The following is a 20702-nucleotide window of genomic DNA, read 5'->3' as shown; positions in this document are numbered from 1 at the left end:
CTCGCTGCGCGAGCTTGCCCTTCGGGCTGGCGACTGCGCGCCAGCGAATATGCGCTTCGCGCACATTTCGAACCGATTTTTTGATGGTCGGCGGTTCGACTTGAGACACTAGATACGAAAAAGCCCCGCATCTCTGCGGGGCTTCCTCTGAAAATGGTGCCGGTGGACGGAGTCGAACCGCCGACCCACGCATTACGAATGCGTTGCTCTACCTACTGAGCTACACCGGCGCCGGCAAGCGGGGGATTATACCGATTCTGCTCCCGCGGTGCCATGGGATTGGGGCGGGACTTGCTCCGCGACGGAAGTTCGCCCCACTCTGACCACCATGGCCAGCATCATCAGCAGGGCCAGCAGCACCAGGATGGACGAGCCGGCCAGGACGGGCTCGAGCTGGCCGTGGGTGAACCGGCCGCCGTAGAGCAGGAACAGGCCCGACACCATCAGCACGACGCCGACGTGATGCAGTCCAAACTGCAGCCCGGACAGCCATCGGCCGGGGTTCGGCAACCACAGGCGATAAACGATGGCGTAGATCACCGAAAGCAGGAAACCGGCCAGCAAAAGATGCGCGTGGGTGACGTGCTGAACGTGGTTCTGGCCGGCGGCCATGTAAATACCCAGGCCCATACCCAGTGCGCCGTAAATCAGGCCGGCGGTCAGGTGGGCGCGATCGAGAGACAGCTTCATTGCACAACTCCTTGTAAGTTGAACTCGCTGCCAGACTGCCGCCACGCAGGACGCAAGTCTTGCACAAATTCTCAAGAAAGCGTGAAATCGCTGACGCTTTTTTCAGGCGCAGGCTCAGCCCGTGTTCTGCAGCCCCTGCGCGATCCCGTGCACGCTGTCGATCAGGGCCTGTTCCAGGGCCCCGTCCGTCGAACCCCCGGCGCGCCAGCGCTTGAGAAGCTCCACCTGGGTGAGGCTCATCGGGTCGACATAGGGATTACGCAACAGGATTGATCGCTTGAGCGTCGGGTCCTGGTCGAGCAGGCCGTCCTGACCCTTGACCCGGCAGATCATTTCTCGGGTGCGGGAAAACTCTTCCTCGATGGTCGGGAAATAGCGCTCCCCCAGCGCCCCGGCCAGCTCGGCGTAGCGCCGGCCGATTCCGATGTCGGCCTTGGCCATGGCCATCTCGGCGTCGGCGAGCAGGTTGGAGAAGAACAGCCACTCGCGCGCCATCCCGGCAACCGGCTCGAAACCGAGTTCGTCGATCAGCTGTTCGAGCCCGCTGCCCAGGCCGTACCAGCCCGGCAGGCCCTGCCGCGACTGGCCCCAGGCGAACACCCAGGGAATGGCGCGCAGGCCCGAAATGCCGGTCTTCTTCGCCCGCGAGGCCGGCCGTGAGCCAATGCGCAGGCGCTGTATCACGTCGATGGGCGTGGCGAGGAGAAAGTACTCACCGAAGGCCTCGTCACCGTAGACCAGGTCGCGGTAGGCCGCACGTGACAGCTCGGCCAGGCGCGCCATCGCCCGGCGCCAGGGGCCTTCCTCGGTGTCCGGGTCGCTGTCGACGAAGCCGGCCTTGATCACCGCCCCGGTGGTCTGCTCCAGGTTTCTCACGGCGATCGTTCGCAGGCCGTACTTGCGATGGATGACTTCGCCCTGCTCGGTCATGCGCAGTCTTCCGCCGACCGAACCGGCCGGCGCAGCCAGCACCGCGCGTGGGGTCTTGCCGCCGCCGCGTCCGACGGTGCCGCCGCGGCCGTGGAAGAAGGTGACCTTCACGGCCCTCTCGTCGAACAGCGAGAGCAGCTTGCGCTGCGCATCCTGCAGCGACCAGCGCGAGGCGACCATGCCGCCGTCCTTGTTGGAATCCGAATAGCCCAGCATCACCGTCTGCCGGTTGTCTCGTGCGGCAAGCAGTTCGCGCCAGACATCAAGCTCCAGCAGACCCTTCATCACCCCTTCGGCGGCAATCAGGTCGTCAACGGTCTCGAACAGCGGCACGATGTCGAGCCGGTGACGATCCACACCGGCGGCACGCGCCATGAACCAGGCCGCCAGGATGTCGTCGGCGTTGCGGCTCATGGAGATGATCAGCGTGGTGATCGCGCGCTCGCCGAATTTCTCGTGGGCGCGGCCGGCGGCGGCGAGGAGTTTATAGACAGCATGGGTGGCGCCGTTGGCGCGTCCATCGGGGATGTGATCCCGGCCTACGGCATCCGTGAGATAACGGGTTCTTTCTTCCGGGTCGCGGTCGGGCCAGTCGGCATCGTCGATCAACTCGGCGACGGCCTCGTGCAGGTCGCCCGAGTCGATGCGCAAATCGAGGGTGGCCAGGTGAAAGCCGAAAATATCGACCCGCCTGAGCAGCCGCCCGACCGGAAACAGCCCCGCGCGGCGGCCGCGGTTGGCCTTCAGGCTGTCGGCAATAAGCGTCAGGTCGCCGCCGAACTCGTCCACGTGGCCGTAGGCGCCCTCCTTTTCTTCAACGGTGGCCCGCAGTCTGGCCTCCACAAGGTAGAGCAACTCCCGATACGGCATTTCCGCATGCCGGGCTGGCACGGCCTCGGCCACTTGCGGCAAAAGCCTGCGGTACTCGTCCACACGATTGCGAACCCCGGCACTGACGTCGACGCGCCCTTCGGTCTGGCTCAACAGGCGGTTGAGGCGCCGAACCTCCTTGAGGTAGTTGCCGACCACCTGGCGGCGCTGCTCGGTCAGCGTCTCCATTACGGTTTCGCCGGTGACATTGGGGTTGCCGTCCATATCGCCGCCTACCCAGGAACCGAAACGCAGCACCGACGGCAGGTCACCAGGCCACAGATCCACGCCCCAGGCGCGGGTGGCCGCCTCGGCGAGGTTCTCGTGCAGCACCGGGGCGACGCGATAGAGCACGTTGGCCAGGTAGTAATGGGCATGCTCGGCTTCGTCGGCCACGGTCGGGCGCGAGCGCGACTGCTCCGCCGTCTGCCAGGCGATGGTCTGCTCCATGCGCACGCGGTCGACCAGACGGTTTGCGGCGTTCTCCGAAAGCCCCGGATCGAGCCGCTCAACCAGGTAGCGGGCCATGCGCTGTTCCTTCTCCAGGATCGAGCGCCGCGTTGCCTCGGTCGGATGGGCGGTGAACACCGGCTCGACCAACAGATCAGCCAGCCGCCCGCGTACCGTCTCCCAATCCTGCCCCTCATTGGCAAGCTTTTCGAACACGTCGGAAAGCGAATCCGGCTGCACGCCTTCGCCGGCTGCCATGTACTCGCGGCGGCGCCGGATACGGTGCACTTGTTCGGCCAGGTTCACCATCCGGAACCAGGCCGCGAAGGCCCGTACGAATGCACTGGCTTCGTCCGCACTATCAATGCGGCACTGCGCCAGCAGCTGAGAGCCGTCGTCCTCGCCCACACGACGGGCGATCGCCGCCGAACGAGCCGTCTCGACGCGCTCGAACAGCGCATCGCCGCACTGTTCGCGCAGCAACTCCCCGATCATGCCGCCCAGCAGACTGACATCGTCACGCAGTGGGCGGTGTTCGGAGGGAAAGTCGATTTCCTGGCGTTTCATGATAAGTGGCGCTTTTCCTTGGGAGACGGCCCTGCAATGGTAAACGCCCGTGCGCGCGCAATCGTCAAATTGGTGCAAAAAAACGGATGCCGGCGACCCAACGCTAGCTGTCGTTTGCTGGGCCGCCTGCATCGTCGGCGACGACCACGCGATCCCGCCCTTCCCGCTTGGCCCGGTAGAGCGCGGCATCCGCTCGCGACATGAGTTGCCGCAATTCCTCGTCCTCGATCGCTTGCGCCACACCAATACTGACGGTGACCTTGTCCAAACCATCGAACGACAGGCGACGAATCTCGACGCAGATGCGTTCGGCCAACTGGCGCGCCTCATCGGTGGCTGTTTCCGGCGCGAGGATGATGAATTCCTCGCCGCCCCAGCGGCCAACCACATCGGCGCCCCTTACGGTATCAGCCAGATGCCGACCGATGGCTTTCAAGGCCTCATCACCGGCCAGGTGGCCATGACAATCGTTGATGGCCTTGAAATGGTCGATGTCAATCAGGATCAATGACATCGACTGACGATATCGCGTCGCCTTCTTGAGCAGATACTCGGATTTTTCCTCGAATTTTCGTCGGTTGCACAACCCGGTCAGGAAATCCTGTTCCGCCTGCTTGACGGAAGTAAGATCACGCACCACGGCGTAGACACCGTTGACCTTCCCGTTGCCGTCGAGGTTTGGCTGGTACTGCGCAAGAACCATGCGGTTACCACCCTTCTGGTAGGGGATTTCGGCCTCGAAACTCACCTGTTCGCCGCTGAGAGCGGCACCAAGATGAGGGCGAAGCGCCTCGTATGCGGCCTCACCCAGAACCTCCCAAACGTACATCCCCCTAATGTCGCTCGCCTGGACGCCAAACCAGTCCTCGTAGGCTGCGTTGACCTCCTGGTAACGCCGCTCGCGGTCGATATAGGAAACCAGGATGGGGATGGCATCGACCAGCATGCTCCGGCGATGAACCTCGTTTTCAAAGCTCGCAGCGTTGAACAATGCCCCCGCCAGGATGCCTGAAGCAATCTCCAGCAACTGACGATCGTCGCTGGAAAAGGCTTCGGGCCGCGAGGCATAGACTTTGAGTACACCATAGCAATGCCCATCGTGGACAAGCGGCACGAGTATTCCGGAGACGAAGCCCACCTTGAGCGCCCCCTCCGTATTAACGCGAGGGTCGTCCCCCGTATCGTCGGTACGCAGAATCTCGCAACTTCGGAAACACAGCCCGGAAAGACTGTTGTCGATCGGGAGTCGCATGCCGAGTGCATCTCCCGCAATTCCGGCCACGGCCCGGTAGACCATTTCCTCGCCCTCGGCCTCCTCGACCACCGCGGCATCCGCGTCGGTGATATCGCGCGCTGCTTCAACGATCTTCTGCCGAACGCGCTGCAAATTGAGGCCACCGCTGACGACTTCCCTTTGAAGATCGACAATCCGCTCGAGGTCTTCCCTTTGGCGACGACGTCTGCGCCGTTCAGTCACATCCTGCTGGACGACTATGAAGTGCCCGACTTTCCCTGAGCCATCGAATACGGGGCTCGCCTTCCAAGACATGAGAAACGCCTCGCCGCACTTCCGGTAATACCAGGATTCACCTTCGCATTCTGTTCCGGCATCCAGCGCCGAGCTGAAGGCGGCGAGATCGGTAACGTCAGTATCCTCCCCCTCAAGTAAACCCGGTGCGCGGCCAAGTACCTGTTCGCGCTCATAGCCACTCATGATTTCGAAAGCGCGATTGACATAAACGATGCCGGGAGCGGATCCACCCGCCTGGATTTCGAAGATGGTCACGGCGTCGTGTGAAAGCTCGAGCGCTTGCTCGAGGAGTTGAGATGTCACCTGCATTCGATACCTGTGGCGGTGATTAACGCATTATTGATGAACCATATCATAGGGCAATCGGGCAGATCCGCCGGGCCCGGGACGGTCGCAGTGTTCCTGTAACATTGAGACAATTACGGCTCTCAACTGCGCAAGCAGGACGACATTGCGAGATCGCCATGACCTCAACCAATGTGAGCACGCCGGCCTTATTGATCGATCACGAACGCTTCGCGCGTAATGTCGCACGCATGAACCGGCGGCTCGGCCGGCTCGGCGTACCGCTTCGGCCGCACCTGAAGACCGTCAAGAATGTGGAACTCGCCCGCCGCATGATGGCCGGCCATTCCGCCGGCGCCACCGTCTCGACCCTGGCGGAGGCGGATTACTTCTACGCTGCCGGCATCGATGATCTCCTTTATGCCGTTGGCATCGCGCCGGGCAAGCTTGCCGAAGTCGCAAGACGGATCGCCGACGGAATGAAGTTGATGCTGGTTCTTGATCACCCCGATGCTGCCCGTGCCGTTGCCCGCGCGGCCGCAGAACACTTAACCGAATTCCAGGTCCTGCTGGAAATCGACGCCGACGGCCATCGCGCCGGGTTCCAGCCTGAGGACCCGGGACTGATCGAGGCCGCCGGCATTCTCCGCGACGGTGGCGCGACCACGGCGGGCGTTATGGTGCATGCAGGCGGCTCGTATGGTTGCCGCGATCGTGATTGCCTGGTACGTATGGCCCGACAGGAGCGTGACGCAGCGGTGGCCGCGACCCGGACTCTGCGTTCAGCCGGATTCGACGCGCCGGTGACAAGCGTGGGCTCCACGCCCACGGCCATGTTTGCCGAAGATCTCACAGGCGTCACGGAAGTGCGCGCCGGCGTTTACGCCTTTATGGATCTGGTGATGGCCGGACTGGGCGTTTGCGAACTCGACGACATCGCCATTTCGGTGCTGACCGAGGTCATCGGCCACCGCACCCGAGAGGGCCAGGTGCTCGTCGATGCCGGCTGGATGTCGCTCTCACGCGATCGCGGCACCGCCGATCAGGCCATCGACCGCGGTTATGGCGTGATCTGCGATGAGACCGGCCATGTCCTGTCACCCGAAGTCATCGTCCGGGCCACCAACCAGGAGCACGGTATCCTTTCCCGGCGTGACGGCGAATCACTGAACCTGGACAAATTCCCCATCGGCAGTCGATTGCGCATCCTGCCCAATCACGCCTGCGCGACTGCCGGGCAGTTCGAGCATTTCTGCATGGTGGATTCCGAAGGCAACCCCCTCCAACGGCTGGAACGCTGCCGGGGCTGGTAGCCCGATGTCGTCCCGGAAGCCGCGCAGCGGCTATCCGGGATCTCGCACCTGTGCAGTGGCATCGAGCTGGACCGTGCGGATACCCGGCGTGCGGGGTCCCGGCTGTTCGGCCGAGACGACCTGAGAAGCATTCAAGGAGATGCGGGCGACGCCCTTTGCCGCCCGCATCCAGTGAGCTAAACCCGGCACTTCAACCGCTAGTGAACTTCGTGTGGCTGTGGATCAGGTTGCGATAGTCGGGAATGTGGTTCGAAAACAACTCACCCAGCCCCTCGACGTCGCGCCGCCAATCGCGGTGCAGCTCGCAGGCCGTGCCGAACCAGGTCATCAGCTGGGCACCGGCTGCAGACATACGATCCCAGGCCGACTGGCGCGTGATTTCATTGAAGGTGCCCGAGGCATCGGTCACCACGAAAACCTCGAATTCCTCCTCGAGCGCCGACAGGGCGGGAAAGGCCACGCACACCTCGGTAACGACGCCTGCGATGATCAGCTGCTTCTTGCCGGTGGCGCGCACGGCCTCGACGAAGTCCTCGTTGTCCCAGGCGTTGATCTGGCCCGGGCGCGCGATATAGGGCGCGTCTGGCAAGATTTCCCTGAGCTCCGGCACCAGCGGCCCGTTGGGGCCGTCCTCGAAACTCGTCGTCAGGATGGTCGGCAGGCCGAAGTACTTCGCCAGGTCGGCCAGCGCCAGGACATTGTTCTTGAACTTGTCGGAATCGATGTCGCGCACCAGCGACAGCAGACCCGTCTGATGGTCGACCAGCAGCACGGCGGCGTTGTCCCGGTCGAGTCGGTTGTAGGTGAATGCATGTGACATATCGTGTCTCCTTGCTGATGTGTATTGCCCCGAATGGGCGGACAAGCGACCGCGGCACCTGCCGCGGCCGGCTTGGGTGAATCAGGCGGGAATCCGCCCGAACTGCCCGGAGGAGAAATCGCGAAGCGCCTGCCGGATCTCCTCGCTGCTGTTCATCACGAACGGGCCGTGGCCGACGACCGGCTCGTCGATCGGCTCGCCGGAGAGCACCAGCACGGTGGCTTCGTTGTTGGCCTCCAGCAGCACGCTTTCGCCCTCCGTACCCAGCGTGACGAGCTGACCCTCGCGGGCGATCTCGCTGTCGTTGACCTGGACCGTGCCGTGCAGGACGACCAGCATCGAGTTCCAGCCCTCCGGCAATTCGAGCCGGGTGGTGCCGTCGCGCTCGAGTCGAAGATCCCAGACGTGCATCGGTGTGTGCGTGCGCGCCGGGCCCTTGCGACCATCGAATTCACCCGCGATGACCCTTGCGATACCCGCTCCGTCGGGCAGCGTGACCGTTGGTATCTCGGCATCGAGCAGGGTCTGATAGCCGGGCGCGGTCATCATGCGCTCGCTCGGCAGGTTGACCCACAGTTGCACCATCTCGAGCGTGCCGCCGGCACGGGTGAACGCCGAGGAGTGGAACTCGTCGTGCAGGATCCCGGAACCGGCCGTCATCCACTGCACGTCACCCGGGCCGATCCGGCCGCCGGCACCCGTGGAGTCGCGATGCTCGACCTCGCCGGCGTAGACGATGGTGACCGTCTCGAAGCCGCGGTGCGGATGTTCGCCGACGCCGCGGGGCTCTTGGCTCGGTTCGAAGTTCATCGGCCCGGCGTGGTCCAGCAGCAGGAATGGGCTGACGTGGCGACCGTGCGACTGGTAGGAAAACAGCGAGCGGACGGGGAAGCCGTTACCCACCCAGTGGCGCGGGGGCGCGGCGTGAACACCGGTGATTCGTTTCATGTTGACCTCCTTCGATCACACTGGATTGAACGTTGGAGGCCATTCTGTTCTCAGAACACTTGATGCGGTAGTAGGCAAAACTCATACTGTGCGTTCCATATTCGGAACGATCGCGGCATGCAGGATCTCAACGACCTCTACTATTTCGCGAAGGTCGTCGACCACGGCGGTTTTGCGCCGGCCGGGCGGGCGCTGGGCGAGCCCAAGTCAAAACTCAGCCGGCGGATTGCCCGTCTGGAGGAAACCCTGGGTGTGCGCCTGCTGAATCGTTCGACTCGCCACGTGACCGTCACCGAGATCGGCCGCATCTACTACACCCACTGTCGGGCCATGCTCGTCCAGGCGGAAACGGCGCAGGACGCCATCGAGGCGATGCGCTCGGAGCCCTGCGGCGTCGTGCGAGTCAGCTGCCCGATCGCCCTTCTGGATGCACGCGTTGCCGACATGCTGGCAGAATACCAGCGCCGATTTCTGCAAGTAGCCCTTCACCTCGATGCCACCAACCGCCGGGTGGACGTCATCGAAGAGGGATTCGACATCGCCATTCGTGTACGGCCGCCGCCGCTGGAAGACAGCGACCTGATCCTGCGCACACTCTCCGACCGCGGACAGTGCCTGGTTGCGGCGCCAGCGTTATTGGCTGAACAGGGCCACCCCGAAGTGCCCGGTGACCTGGTTCACCTACCCAGCCTGGCACTCGGCCGCTCGCAGGATCGTCACCACTGGCATCTGCTCGACCCGCAAGGACGCGAGGCCAGAATCGAACACCACCCCCGGCTGGTCACCCGCAGCATGACGGCGCTGAAGATCGCCGCCGTCGCCGGCGTCGGCGTCGTCCAGCTGCCGACAATGATGATGACCGACGAACTCGCCGACGGCCGCCTCGTCCGGGTAATGCAAAATTGGGCGCCGCCGAGGGAAATCATTCATGCGGTCTTCCCCTCGCGCCGCGGCTTGCTCCCTGCAGTACGCGAGCTGATCGAATTTCTCGCAGAACGCTTCGAAACACTCCAGGAGGACTGAACCCCGAATTCCCCCTTAACGCGTCAACCCGTGTCGCTCGTGCCACTCGGCCAGACTTTCATCAGGGAAGTCAGCGCTGAATATCTCTGATTCGAAAAAATCCGCACCCGCCGGCGGTTCAGTTCTGCCGACGGGTGCCAACAAGGAAAACACTACTCGGTGCGCGCAGGCACGTCCTCGTCATCGTCGGAGATAATGACTTCTACCCGGCGATTGAGCTGACGGCCAGCCTGGGTTTCATTGGTCGCAACCGGATAATCCAGTCCGTAACCACGGGTCCGGACGCGATCTTCGTCCACGCCGCGTTCGACCAATGCATCGCGAACCGAATTGGCACGTCGTTCCGACAAGCGCAGATTGTAGTCGCGTGCGCCGGTCGAATCGGTAAATCCTTCGACCCGCACCTTTCGATCCTCGTATTCCATGAGGAACTCCGCGATGCGCTCGATCGTGCGCTCCGCACCTTCGCGCAGTTCGTACTTGTCGAGGTCGAAGAGCACATCAGTGCCGAGCGTCAACACCAGCCCACGCTCGGTGGGCCGCGCTTCCAGATCGGAAATCTGCTCCTGCAGCCGCTCGGCCTGCTCGCGCATGCGACGGGCCTCTTCCTCCAGTTCCTGCGTCCGCCTTTCGGCGGCCATACGCTGTCGGCGCTCTTCCGCGGCCTCCTGCTGCGCCATCTCGCTCTGCTGGGCGGCTTCCCGCCGTTCCATCTCGGCTTCGCGGGCATCCTGTTCAGCCCTGGCCCGTCGGGCCGCTTCCGCCATGCGCTGGGCTTCGGAACGGGCAGCCTGAGCTTCGGCACGAGAGCGCTCGGACTCGATCCGCTGCGCCTCGCGCTCGGCCCTGGCAGCGCGAGCTTCCAGGCTCAGCACTTCACGCTGGTTGCTCAGTTCGTCAACGCGCGCCTCCAGGCGACTGAGTTCTGCCGATTCGCGCGCAATACCCACCTGGGTTTCCGTCAACTGTGCCAGGTGCAGCACGTCGGACCGGTCGGCGCCTTCGCGCCACTGATCCTGAGCACGTTCGAGCAGTGTCTCGGCTTCCTGCATTTCGCCCGGTGCAAAGCGGCGGACCTGAGGATCCGAAACCAGGGCCTCGACCGATGCTTCGGCACGATCCAGTTCAGACAGCCGCTGCGGGGTGGTCGCACAAGCGCCGAGCAACCCGACAACCATCAAGAGTAAGACGGGGAATTTCAGATCGACGTGTTTCATGACGAACCTCCTTGCATACGGGCACGGGCGATTTCTTCGCGCAATGCTTCGACGGTATCTTCCAGCTGTTCTACCTGGCGACGACTCCGTGCGGACCGCGACTTCCGGTCTGCCAGCCTCGCCATTTTCTCGGCTTCCAGGGCAAGCTGGCGTGCGATCTTGTTTTCACCCTGTTCGATCGCCCTTTCCGCCTCCGCGAGGTGCTCGCGTGCCTGTTTCAGATCACCGGGCGCGTGATCACGTGCGCCCATCTCCACCGCGTAGTCGATGGCGTTTCGCGCCACGGCGAGTTGATCATTGGGAACAGGCGGCTGGGAGGCGCAAGCGGTCAGAAACAACGCCAACACGCCAATCAGCCCACCATTCAGTACTTTATCCATCGGTTCTCTCCCGGTTTGGACTTTCAGTGAACGACCGGCCCCCTCGGAAACACTCCGGCTCGATTGCTCTAAAACCACGCAATGCATGCTTCAAGCGGCATTGCTCACTCTTCCAGTCATAATGGGATATTTGGCGCGCAAGTAATGTACGGCAGCGAACATATCTAAGGAGCGGCCTGTATCCTTCCCGGCAGCATTCAGCGCGCCCGATTGCGAGCGCCAGGGTTGGGATTGGTAACCGGGCTTCAGGCTTCGCCAGTGACGCCTGCGCGGTCGGGGCGACAGCGGAAATAACCGGTGGCGCCCAAAGCGAGTGCGCCGACCAGCAGCAACCAGCCCAACGCCACCCCAAGGCGAACCGCGCCGAAAACCCCGTAGAAAAGCCCGAGTATCGCAAGAGTCCAGCACCAGCTCCTGGAGCCGAAACCGCCCAGCAACAGTGATATTCCGATGACCATCGAGATCGTCGGGCAAGGAACCAGTCCGAGCGGTGCGGAGACCAGATAATCGAGCAGCGTTGCGTCGTCTAGAAAATGCGGGTAAATCCAGGCAAACGCGATCATCAGTACGCCAGCGAACAGTGGCGGACCCGACGCCACGCCGATAACGCCGCGCGGCAAGCGCGCTGCAATCACCAGCAGCACGACCGCGGCGAGGGCGAATATACCGCCGTTGAAGGGATTGGGCTGCAACCAGGCCAGAACGCTGACTGAAATAAAGGGCAGGGTCAGCGCGGAAGCCATGACCCGTCTTGACAGCCGCAACCCGAAGACAATTCCCAGGAGCATGGTGCCGGCAAATACATGCCAGATCGTCGCCAGCCCACGCCAGTCGTTGGAGATTGCCTGCAAGCCCGTCAGTATTTGTTCAGGCGACGGCATAAGCCCGAACCGGGAATGTCCCCATGCCGCGCACTTTCACCGGTGCGGCGTGGAAAGTGAAACCGATCTCGGGCAATTGTTCCAGCCCGCGCAGGTGTTCGGCGATCGGAATGTCGGCACCCAGCAGCGTGGTATGGACCGGCCGCTTTCCGTCCTGGATATCGTCTATGTTGAGCGAGTCGATGCCGACCAGGCCTGCCCCGCTGTCGCGCAGCCATTCGGACGCTTCTCGCGTCAGGAACGGATGGCCTTCGAAATAGGCGTCAGTGTTCCAGTGGCGGGCCCAGCCGGTATGCACGAGGACGGCCTTGCCGGCGACGTCCAGGCCATTGAAGGCTTCGGGGCCGATGGCGCGGGTGGAAAGGGGCTTATCGAGATGGACGCAAAGCCCGGGAAGATCCACCAGGCTTTCGAGTTCCAGCTCCGACAGATCCTTGCCGTCGGCAAAGCGGTGGAACGGCGAATCGACGTAGGTGCCGGTATTGGCCACCATATCGATGCGACCGATATGGAAGCTTGTGCCGTCTTCGTAGTGTTCCTTCGACGCCTCGCGAGAGAGGAAATCGCAAACGATCGGCGCCGGCAGGCCGCGATAGGTAATCAGGCCGTCTTCGACAGTGTGGCTGAGATCGATGAGGCGGGTCATCGGGTCGCTCCTCGCTCTTGTTGGCAACCGGCGAAGCCGGGCACTCGGCAGCATTCGTTCTTCGAAATCATGGTACGCGCAGCGGGGCACGGCGTGGACTATCATTGCCCTCTCCACTGGCCACTGATTTCAGGAGTCGACCCTGCAAAGGCCTCTTCATGGATCATTCCATTCGATACAGCTTTGAAAACGCCACTTTCGCCCCGCGCGAGGGGCGGCTGCGCCTGGACGACAATGACGTCATCCTCGAGCAAAAGGTTGCCGACCTGCTGCACGCTTTTTGTCGCCGGCCTGGGCAGGTGCTGACCAAGACATGGCTGATGGAGGAAATCTGGCCGGGACGCATCGTCAACGAGGACAGCCTGTCGGTGGCGGTCAGCAAGCTACGCCGCGTGCTCGGCGATCGCGCCGCCGCACCGAAATACATCCGCACGGTGACCGGCACGGGCTATATCTGGCTGCCGGAAACCCGGCGTGTTTCCGTTGAACCGGAACGGCCTTATTCAGCCGCCGGGTCGCGGACGGGCTGGTGGCTGTCGTCGGGTATCGTCGGCGTCGGCCTGCTGGTGGCCGCCCTGGGCGGCTGGTGGGTCAGCCAGCGCCCCTCCCCCGAGCCGGTTTCACCGCCGTCGGCGCAAGTCGGCGCCGACGTCGGCCAGATGCTGGAGCAGGCCGAGGAGCGTCTGGCTGAAAACGAGCCCGAAGCCCTTCGCCAGGCCATCGCGGGCTTCAGGGATGTGCTCGAACACAGACCCGGCGATACCGAAGCCTACCTCGGGATCGCCGCGGCCAAGCTTCGCCTGAGCGCGCTCAACGGTTTCCTCGACATCGACCTCTACGCCGACGAGGTCCACGCCCTGCTCGACCGCGTGCTGGAGATCGATCCCGACAACGCCCGCGCCTGGTTGCGCAAGGCCGAGCTGTACTGGCTGGCGGACTGGGACCTGCAGGCAGCCGAAGATGCCTATGAGCGGGCGATCGAATTGGCGCCCGACGACCCGCAGAACTACCTTCCATACAGCGAGTTCCTGCTGTCGCTGGGCGAATTCGAACGTTCAGAGGAAGTTCTCCAGCGCATGCGCGAGGCTGACCCGGCCTGGTACCGTTTTATCAACATGAGCTTCGTCTACACCATGCGCGGTGAATTCGAGCGAGCGGTGGCCGAAACCCGCCGCCTGATGAACTCCGAATCGGAGTCCGGACACTACGGCAGAATGCTGCACCGCCTAGGCCTGCTCCTCGACGACGGTGCAATGGCATTCGATCAACTGATCCTGCTAATGCGGGAGCAAGGGGTCGCTGAGGATCTCATCGCAGACTACTCCCGGTTGTTCCAACAGGAAGGCCTCGAGGCGGTATTCGCCCGAATGCTGGACGAACGGCTGGAAGCCAATGTCGGTCACTATCGTCCGCCCATCGCCTGGGCGCGCTACGCGGTGGTTGCGAAACGCCCGGACGACGCCTTTCACTGGCTGAACGAAGCTGTCGACGAACGCCAGCCCCAGATTCTGATGGTCAACGTCGATCCGCACGACCTGCCCCTGCGCAACGATCCGCGTTTTGCCGAACTGCTGGATCGCCTGCCGCAGCGGGCAGGCGATCCGAAGTCTTCCGATTGACTCGCGAGTGCCCGGATAACCGCTGACGGGGTTCGGGGACGACAGTTGCATAACCCTCCCAACCGGTGTCGTCCCGGCCGGAACGAAGCGGAGAGCCGGGACCTCGCACCCCAACGCCCTGCACGGCCTGTCCCAGCGCCCGCCGACACCTTGTCGTCCCGGCCCCCGGATCTAGTCCGGGGCAGGCTCCGTGAAGCGTAGAGCCGGGACCTCGCACAGCGCAGATCGGCACGGCTCGACTCAGTGCCAGCCGATGGATGCGAGGTCCCGGATAGCTGCTTTCGCAGCTTCCGGGACGACAAGAAGGGCGCCATTTCCGGGACGACAAGTAGAGTGCCTAGCTGTTGAGCGTGGTAACCGGAAACTCCTCTGATGAGAGAACCGTAACCTCGTCGCCGCTGCGAATCGATTCAGCACCGCGTACGATCACCTGCTGGCCAGCGCTCAGTGAGCCCTCCACGGCGATGAAATCGCCATGGTTTGCGCCGACCTCGACGGGGATCGCCCGCGCCTTGCCTTCCTCGTCGAGCACGAACACGCGGATCTGCTTTTCGCCCAGCACGAGCGCGTCGCGCGGCACGATGTACTGTTCAGACGGCAGGGCCGTGGGCACGGCCACGCTGATCAGCTGCCCGATGCGAAACGTAGCGGCCATCTCGGCCGGCACGCTGAGGTAGCCCAGGAAACTCTGCGACTGCTCATCGCTGACCGGCACAGTCGCCCGCACGGCCATCTCGGCGCTGCCCGAGCCCCAGTGCACGCGCAGGCGCCCCACGGCGGCCGGCAAGGCGCTGTGCGCCAGCGGGCCGTAGAAGCGGATCTCGAGCGACTCGGTACTCACCAGCTTTGCTACCGGCTGCGTGGCAGACACGCTCTCGCCCTGCTGCTGGAAGCGCTGGGTCACCATGCCGTCGAAAGGGGCAACGATTCGCGTCTTCGCCAGGTCGTCGCGGGCGCGGTCGATTTCGACCTCCAATAGCTCGGCGTCCGAGCGGGCCATGCCCAGGTCGGCCTCGAGCGAGTCAACTTCACGCGCGGAGATCGACTGTTGTTCCTGCAGTCGCCGATAGCGCTCGAGATCCTGCTCGAGGCGGTGAATCTCGATCTGCTTCTTGTTCAGCCTTGCCTCGAGTTCGCGCACCGCCAGCTCGAAGGGGCGAGCGTCGAGACGAGCGACGGGCTCGCCCTCCGCAACCCGCGTACCGGGCTCGGCCACCCAGGTCAGCGACCCGGCAATACCGGCCGACACGGACGAGTCGAAACGACTCTGCACGGTGCCGGTAACCATCAGGGTCGGGCTGACCTGGTCGGATTCGACCGGCACCACGGAGACCACGGGGTGCTGGGCGGCCGGGGCCTGTTCGGCCAGCAGCGCCAGGAACAAAGAGACGAGAACAATGATGCTCTTGATGTACTGAATGGGGTTCATATCGTGTACTCCCGTTTGGAGGATGGTTGATCAGGACGTCTGGACTGCGGCATTGATTTCGGCTTCGGCAAAGTCACGGCGAGCGCGCAATCGCGCCATCAGCCGCAGCGCCGATGCCATGAAAACGACGGTGAACAGCGTGCTGGTGAGCATGCCGCCGACGATCACCACGGCCAGTCCGCGGTAAATCTCACTGCCCACGCCGGGCACGAGCACCAGCGGCAGCATGCCGACCACGGAGGTGAGCGTGCTCATGTAGATCGGCCGGACACGCGTCTCCACGGCCATGCGAACGGACTCCTCGTCGGAAAGCCCTTCGTCCCGCCCGCGCCGGGCCCGGTCGATCAGCAGGATGGCGTTGTTGACCACCAGGCCCATCAGGATCACGAACCCGATCATCGTCAGCAGGTCGAGCGACTGGAAGGCGAACAGGTTGAGCGCGCACAGTCCCAGCACGCCGCCGGCCAGCGCCATCGGCATGGAGGCGAGCACCACCAGGCTGTCCAGGGTGGAACGGAACAGCGCGGTCATCAGCAGGAACAGCACCAGCACGGCGAAGGCGAAGTTCCAGGTCATGGTGTTGATCGTGTCGGCCAGGTCATCGGAACCACCCGAGAGCATCAGGTGAATGCCGGGGCTGACCTGCGCCTGCGCATCGGCCATGATCGGCTCGAGCTTTTCCAGCGCGGTTTCCAGCGACATGTCCGCCGGCGGCGTGATCGCCAGGGTGAAGGTGCGCTCGCCGTTGTAGCGACGAAGCCGGGTGGGGCCCGCCCGGCGTTCAGCCCGGGTGAGTTGTCCGAGGGTCTGGACACCGGACAGCGGCGTGGCCATAGGCACGGCCTGCAACTGCTCGGGCGCACTCCAGCGCGGCGCCTTGAGGATGATGTTCTGGCGGCGGCTGCCGTCGAACTGCTCGCCGACGTACAGGCCGCCGGTGGCCGCGCGCACCATACTGGCAACCTGGCTGCGGTCGAGCCCGGCCTGCGCCACGGCGTGATCGTCGGGCTTGAGCACCAACTGGGGCTGGGCGTCGTTCAGGCCGGGGAGTGGGCGGAGTCCGGCGCCAGGGATCTCGGCCTGAATGCGCTGCATGGTCTGCGCCGCCACCTGGCGCGATGCGTCATCGAGCTCGCCGTTGAAGTTCAGGTAGACCGAACGGCTGCCGCCGACGTTGAGGCTCAGCAGCGAGGACTGGAACGAGAAGGCGCGTGTGTCGGGCAGGCCCGCAAGGATCTCGGTGCGCAAGAGTTCGAGCACGTTGTGCACCTCCCGCGGGTCTTCGGGATAGACGAACAGGATCTTCCCGCCCTCGCTCATGGCCAGGTTGTAGCCACTGATGCCCGGCGACTTCTCGCCGGCACGGTACGGCTCTAGCCGACGCATGATGGTGCGGCCGATCTCGTTTTCCAGCGTTTCGTAGCTGGCACCCGGCGGCACGGAAAAGACGGTCATGATGCCTTCCCACTTGGCCTCGGGGAGGAAGTCGGTGTCGGGCGTGAGCGCCCAGATCACCGCCGCCGCACCGGGGCCGAGCACAAGCAGCCACAGCAGCGCGCGGCGGTCCGTACCCGCCAGCGACAGGTAGCGCCGCGCCAGCCTGTGCCAGAAGCGCGGCGGCTGGCCGCCGTCGGATTCGCGCTTGAGGAAGATGCCGGCAACCACCGGCACCAGGAAGAAGGCGCCCAGCATGGAGGCACAAACGGCCACGGCCATGCTGACCGCCAGGTCGAAGAAGAGCTGGCCTTCCACGCCCTGCATGAACACGATGGGCGTGAAGATCGCCACCGTGGTCAGGGTGGAGGCGAACAGTGCCGGCGCGACCTCGACGGTGCCCTGCACCACCGCTTTCTTCAGCGGCCTGCCGTGCTGCAGCAACCTGACGATGTTTTCCTGCACCACGATCGCCGCATCCAGAACCAGGCCGACGGAGAAGGCCAGGCCGGCCAGCGAGATGATATTGAGGCTGCGGCCGAGCAGGTCGAGCACCAGCAGCGCGGCCAGCAGGGAGACCGGAATGGTCAGCGCGATCAACACGGTCGCGCGCCAGCCGCGCAGCATGAGGTAGAGCAAGCCCATCGCCAGGGCGATACCGAGGCCCAGGTTGCCCTGCACCAGCGCGACGGCGCGCTTGATGTGTTCCGACGAGTCGAAGCTGAGAATCAGCTCCATGTTTGCGTCGGTCAGGTGCTTGGCGTTGATCGTTGCGACACGCTCTTTCAGCTCGGTCATCAGTTCAACGGTGTTGGCGTTGGTCGTCGCGAACAGCTGGATGTAGAAGGCGGGATCGCCGTCGCGGTAGGCGAACCCCCGCATCGGCTCATGGCCCTGGCGCACCTCCGCAATCTCGCCCAGGCGCACCGGCCGGCCGTCGTTGTAGGCGACGATCATCTGCGCCCACTCGTCAGCCAGGTACTGGCCGGCGAAACGCACCGTGTATTCGCGCCGCCCCACCGAGGCGAAACCGCCGGAGACATCGCCGGCGCTCTGGATGCGCGCGAGCAGGGTGTCGAGCTGCAGGCCCAGCGCGGCCATCCGGTAAGGGTCGAACACGATCTCGAGCTGCGGCTCCCGGAAGCTGTTGAGACCGACATCGGTCACGCCCGGAATCGATCGCAGGACAGGCTCCACGGCCTGGCGGATCAGCTCCTGGTCGGCGGTGAAATCACCGTCGGCCCCATCCGCGGTCTTGCGGATCAGCAAGCTCGCGAGTGGCTGCTCCAGCCCGCCCAGGCTGATCATCGGCTCTTCGGCGTCACGCGGTCGGGGCGGGGCCTGGTTCATGGCGTTGATCACGTCCATGAGCTTCATCTGCATGTCGGTGCCCACCTGGAAGTTCAGCGTGGTAATGCTCATCCCGGCGCGCACCGAGGAGCTGATGCTCTCCAGCCCCACGATCGTCTCAAGCACTTCCTCCTGCGGCTCCACCAGCTCGGCTTCCATTTCGGCCGGCGCCGCTGCGCGCCAGTAATTGAGGATGGTGATCTTGGGCTGCTCGAGATCGGGGGTCAGCTGCACCGGCAGTTTGAACAGTGCGGCGAGGCCCATGATGGCGACGATGAGAAAGACAACGACGGTGGCGACCGGGTTGGCGTGTGAGAGCTTGAACAGGTTCATGGCGCGATTCCGTAATGGACGTGATGAATGTGCAATCCATCCTGCGCATCGCCGTCCATCGAGTCCTGAAACCATCCCTAAGCATTCGGAATGATTCCGAAAGAGGGCTTAAGAATCGCTTCAACCTCTTGTTGTGAAACAACAAACCCGCCTCGAAACCAATATCGCCTACACTGGAATCATTGGAAACTTTCGCGCCGATGGCGCCACTCGCTCACAAAAAGGACAGGCATGGCCGAACATCCCGGCGGCGAATTGATTGCCCGCATGCTCCAGGCCGAAGGCATCGAGAAGGTCTTCGGCATCATCGACGGCACCTACTTCGGCTTCTACGAGGCACTCGACCGGCTGGGCATCGAGATCGTCACACCGCGCCACGAGACCTGCGCAGCGCACATGGCCGGCGCCTACGCGCGCCTGACCGGCCGACTGGGCGTGTGCATGGCATCCAACGGCCCCGGCGTGGCCAACATCCTGCCCGGCCTGGTCGTCGAGCAGGCCGAGGGCAACCGCGTACTGGCCATCACCAGCGCGCGCCGGCCCGAGATCATGTATCCCGACCGCGGCGGCGCCTACCAGTGCTTCAACCAGGCGGGCGTGATCAGCCAGATCGGCAAGTTCTCAGAAGCGGTCTCTTCGTGGGAGCGCGTGCCCGAATTGATGCGCAAGGCCCTGCGCGCTTGCTGGGACGGCCGGCCGGGCGTGGTCCACGTCGACGTGCCCGAGACGATCATGAACGGCAAGTTCAAGGCCCTGCCCGCCCTGTGGGAACCGAAGCAGTACCGCAACACCGAGCCGACCGCGCCTACGCCTGAGCAGGTTGAACAGGCCGCCGAACTGCTCTGCCGCGCCGAAGCACCGATGATCCACGCCGGCAGCGGGGTGATTCACGCGCAGGCCTTCGATGCCCTTGAGCGCGTGGCCGAACAACTCCACGCGCCGGTGACCACCAGCTGGGCCGCCAGGGGCGTGATCGGCGAAGACTCGCCGCTGGCCATGCCCATGCCGCACGTCAAGCTCAATCACCAGGTGCGCAACGAGGCCGATACCGTGCTGATCCTGGGATCACGCGTGGGCGAGACTGACTGGTGGGGCAAGCCGCCGTATTGGAGAAAACCGGCCGAGCAGACCACCATCCAGGTCGATCTCGACGCCAACATGCTGGGGCTGAACAAGCCCGCCGACCTGCCCATCCAGGCCGATATCGGCAAGTTCCTGGACGCCCTGGCGCGGGCACTGGCCGAGCGCAAGGTCGCCAACATGGACGCACGCCGCCAGCGGGTGGCCGGCTACGGCAAGACCATGGAATCGGACCGCGCCGACTGGAACAAGGCACTGGAACACGACGGTGTGCCCATGCACCCGGCGCACGTAGCCGCCACCTGCAATGAAGTGTTCGACGCCGACTCCCCCATCGTCGCCGACGGCGGCAACACTGCCATCTGGGCGATGTTTTACCACCGTGCCCGCGTGCCCAACCGCGTGCTCTCGACCTTCAAGTTCGGCATGCTCGGCGCCGGCGTGGCCCAGGCCATCGGTGCGGCCGTGGCCCGGCCCGACAAGCCGGTGTGCTGCATCATCGGCGACGGCGCCTTCGGCTTCCATCCGCAGGAAATCGAGACGGCCGTGCGCAACAAGCTGAAGGTGGTCTACATCGTGCTGTGCGACAAGCAGTGGGGCATGGTGAAGATGAACCAGCAGTTCGCGCTCAAACCCCTGAAGACCCTGATGTTCAAGTCGCTCAAGCCCGAGGAGACCATCAAGGCCGACCTGGGAGAGATCGCCTTCGACAAGGTGGCCGAGGCGATGGGTGCGCACGGAGAACGCGTCGCCGATCCGGCAGAACTGAAAGGCGCACTGCAGCGCGCGATCGACTATCAGGGCTGCGCGGTCATCCACGTCGACGTCGACCCGGTCAAGCACATGTGGGCCCCCGGTCTGATGCACTTTAAGAAGATGCACGAAGAACCGAAGGGATAATTAAAG

The 20702-nt window shown here is 63.9% G+C and carries 15 protein-coding genes and 1 tRNA gene; 4 read left to right on the top strand and 12 right to left on the bottom strand.

All coding sequences use genetic code 11. The features are described from left to right. Positions 1–154: 154 nt before the first annotated feature. The 4 genes from ACDC66_RS11205 to ACDC66_RS11190 all read right to left on the bottom strand — a co-directional run bounded on the left by ACDC66_RS11205 (position 155) and on the right by ACDC66_RS11190 (position 5341). Positions 155–230, bottom strand: a tRNA-Thr gene (locus ACDC66_RS11205). A 16-nt stretch (positions 231–246) separates the two neighbouring features. Further along, positions 247–690, bottom strand: coding sequence for a TonB-dependent receptor (locus tag ACDC66_RS11200; protein ID WP_376696810.1), 444 nt, complete (start codon positions 688–690; stop codon positions 247–249). Positions 691–804: 114 nt separating this feature from the next. Further along, positions 805–3507, bottom strand: coding sequence for a phosphoenolpyruvate carboxylase (gene ppc / locus ACDC66_RS11195; RefSeq protein ID WP_376696809.1), 2703 nt, complete (start codon positions 3505–3507; stop codon positions 805–807). Positions 3508–3610: 103 nt separating this feature from the next. After that, positions 3611–5341, bottom strand: a complete 1731-nt coding sequence (locus ACDC66_RS11190) for a diguanylate cyclase (RefSeq protein WP_376696808.1) — start codon at positions 5339–5341, stop codon at positions 3611–3613. 161 nt (positions 5342–5502) lie between these two features. Here ACDC66_RS11190 and ACDC66_RS11185 point away from each other — a divergent pair, with 161 nt between their 5' ends. Further along, positions 5503–6636: an alanine racemase gene (locus ACDC66_RS11185; RefSeq protein ID WP_376696807.1), complete on the top strand. Its 1134-nt coding sequence runs from the start codon at positions 5503–5505 to the stop codon at positions 6634–6636. Between the two features lie 190 nt (positions 6637–6826). On the opposite strand, the gene ycaC is transcribed toward ACDC66_RS11185, so the two are convergent. Both ycaC and ACDC66_RS11175 read right to left on the bottom strand, forming a co-directional pair. After that, positions 6827–7456, bottom strand: a complete 630-nt coding sequence (ycaC, locus tag ACDC66_RS11180; protein ID WP_376696806.1) for an isochorismate family cysteine hydrolase YcaC — start codon at positions 7454–7456, stop codon at positions 6827–6829. An 81-nt stretch (positions 7457–7537) separates the two neighbouring features. Beyond that, positions 7538–8404 (bottom strand): pirin family protein, encoded by an 867-nt coding sequence (locus ACDC66_RS11175; RefSeq protein WP_376696805.1) that lies wholly within the window; start codon positions 8402–8404, stop codon positions 7538–7540. Between the two features lie 117 nt (positions 8405–8521). Here ACDC66_RS11175 and ACDC66_RS11170 point away from each other — a divergent pair, with 117 nt between their 5' ends. Continuing rightward, a complete protein-coding gene (locus ACDC66_RS11170) occupies positions 8522–9427 on the top strand; it encodes a LysR family transcriptional regulator (protein ID WP_376696804.1) in 906 nt (301 codons plus the stop codon). A gap of 152 nt (positions 9428–9579) precedes the next feature. On the opposite strand, the gene ACDC66_RS11165 is transcribed toward ACDC66_RS11170, so the two are convergent. The 4 genes from ACDC66_RS11165 to ACDC66_RS11150 all read right to left on the bottom strand — a co-directional run bounded on the left by ACDC66_RS11165 (position 9580) and on the right by ACDC66_RS11150 (position 12551). Further along, positions 9580–10644, bottom strand: a complete 1065-nt coding sequence (locus tag ACDC66_RS11165; protein ID WP_376696803.1) for an OmpA family protein — start codon at positions 10642–10644, stop codon at positions 9580–9582. Then, positions 10641–11024 (bottom strand): DUF4398 domain-containing protein, encoded by a 384-nt coding sequence (locus tag ACDC66_RS11160; RefSeq protein ID WP_376696802.1) that lies wholly within the window; start codon positions 11022–11024, stop codon positions 10641–10643. The genes ACDC66_RS11165 and ACDC66_RS11160 overlap by 4 nt, the downstream gene beginning before the upstream one ends. Before the next feature lie 245 nt (positions 11025–11269). Further along, a complete protein-coding gene (locus tag ACDC66_RS11155; RefSeq protein ID WP_376696801.1) occupies positions 11270–11905 on the bottom strand; it encodes a hypothetical protein in 636 nt (211 codons plus the stop codon). After that, entirely contained in the window at positions 11892–12551 is a 660-nt protein-coding gene (locus ACDC66_RS11150; protein ID WP_376696800.1) for a cyclase family protein, read from the bottom strand. Before ACDC66_RS11150 ends, ACDC66_RS11155 begins: the two co-directional genes overlap by 14 nt. A 158-nt stretch (positions 12552–12709) precedes the next feature. On the opposite strand from ACDC66_RS11150, the gene ACDC66_RS11145 reads away from it, so the two are divergent. After that, a complete protein-coding gene (locus tag ACDC66_RS11145) occupies positions 12710–14170 on the top strand; it encodes a winged helix-turn-helix domain-containing protein (protein WP_376696799.1) in 1461 nt (486 codons plus the stop codon). 337 nt (positions 14171–14507) lie between these two features. On the opposite strand, the gene ACDC66_RS11140 is transcribed toward ACDC66_RS11145, so the two are convergent. After that, on the bottom strand, positions 14508–15599 hold the full coding sequence (locus ACDC66_RS11140) for an efflux RND transporter periplasmic adaptor subunit (RefSeq protein WP_376696798.1): 1092 nt from the start codon (positions 15597–15599) through the stop codon (positions 14508–14510). Positions 15600–15629: 30 nt separating this feature from the next. Further along, positions 15630–18716, bottom strand: coding sequence for an efflux RND transporter permease subunit (locus tag ACDC66_RS11135; protein ID WP_376696797.1), 3087 nt, complete (start codon positions 18714–18716; stop codon positions 15630–15632). A gap of 231 nt (positions 18717–18947) precedes the next feature. On the opposite strand from ACDC66_RS11135, the gene ACDC66_RS11130 reads away from it, so the two are divergent. Further along, on the top strand, positions 18948–20696 hold the full coding sequence (locus tag ACDC66_RS11130) for a thiamine pyrophosphate-binding protein (RefSeq protein ID WP_376696796.1): 1749 nt from the start codon (positions 18948–18950) through the stop codon (positions 20694–20696). Positions 20697–20702: the final 6 nt, after the last annotated feature.

Source organism: Wenzhouxiangella psychrophila, from assembly GCF_042310375.1.
GTDB lineage: Bacteria > Pseudomonadota > Gammaproteobacteria > Xanthomonadales > Wenzhouxiangellaceae > Wenzhouxiangella.
This window is presented reverse-complemented; position numbering and strand designations above follow the sequence as displayed.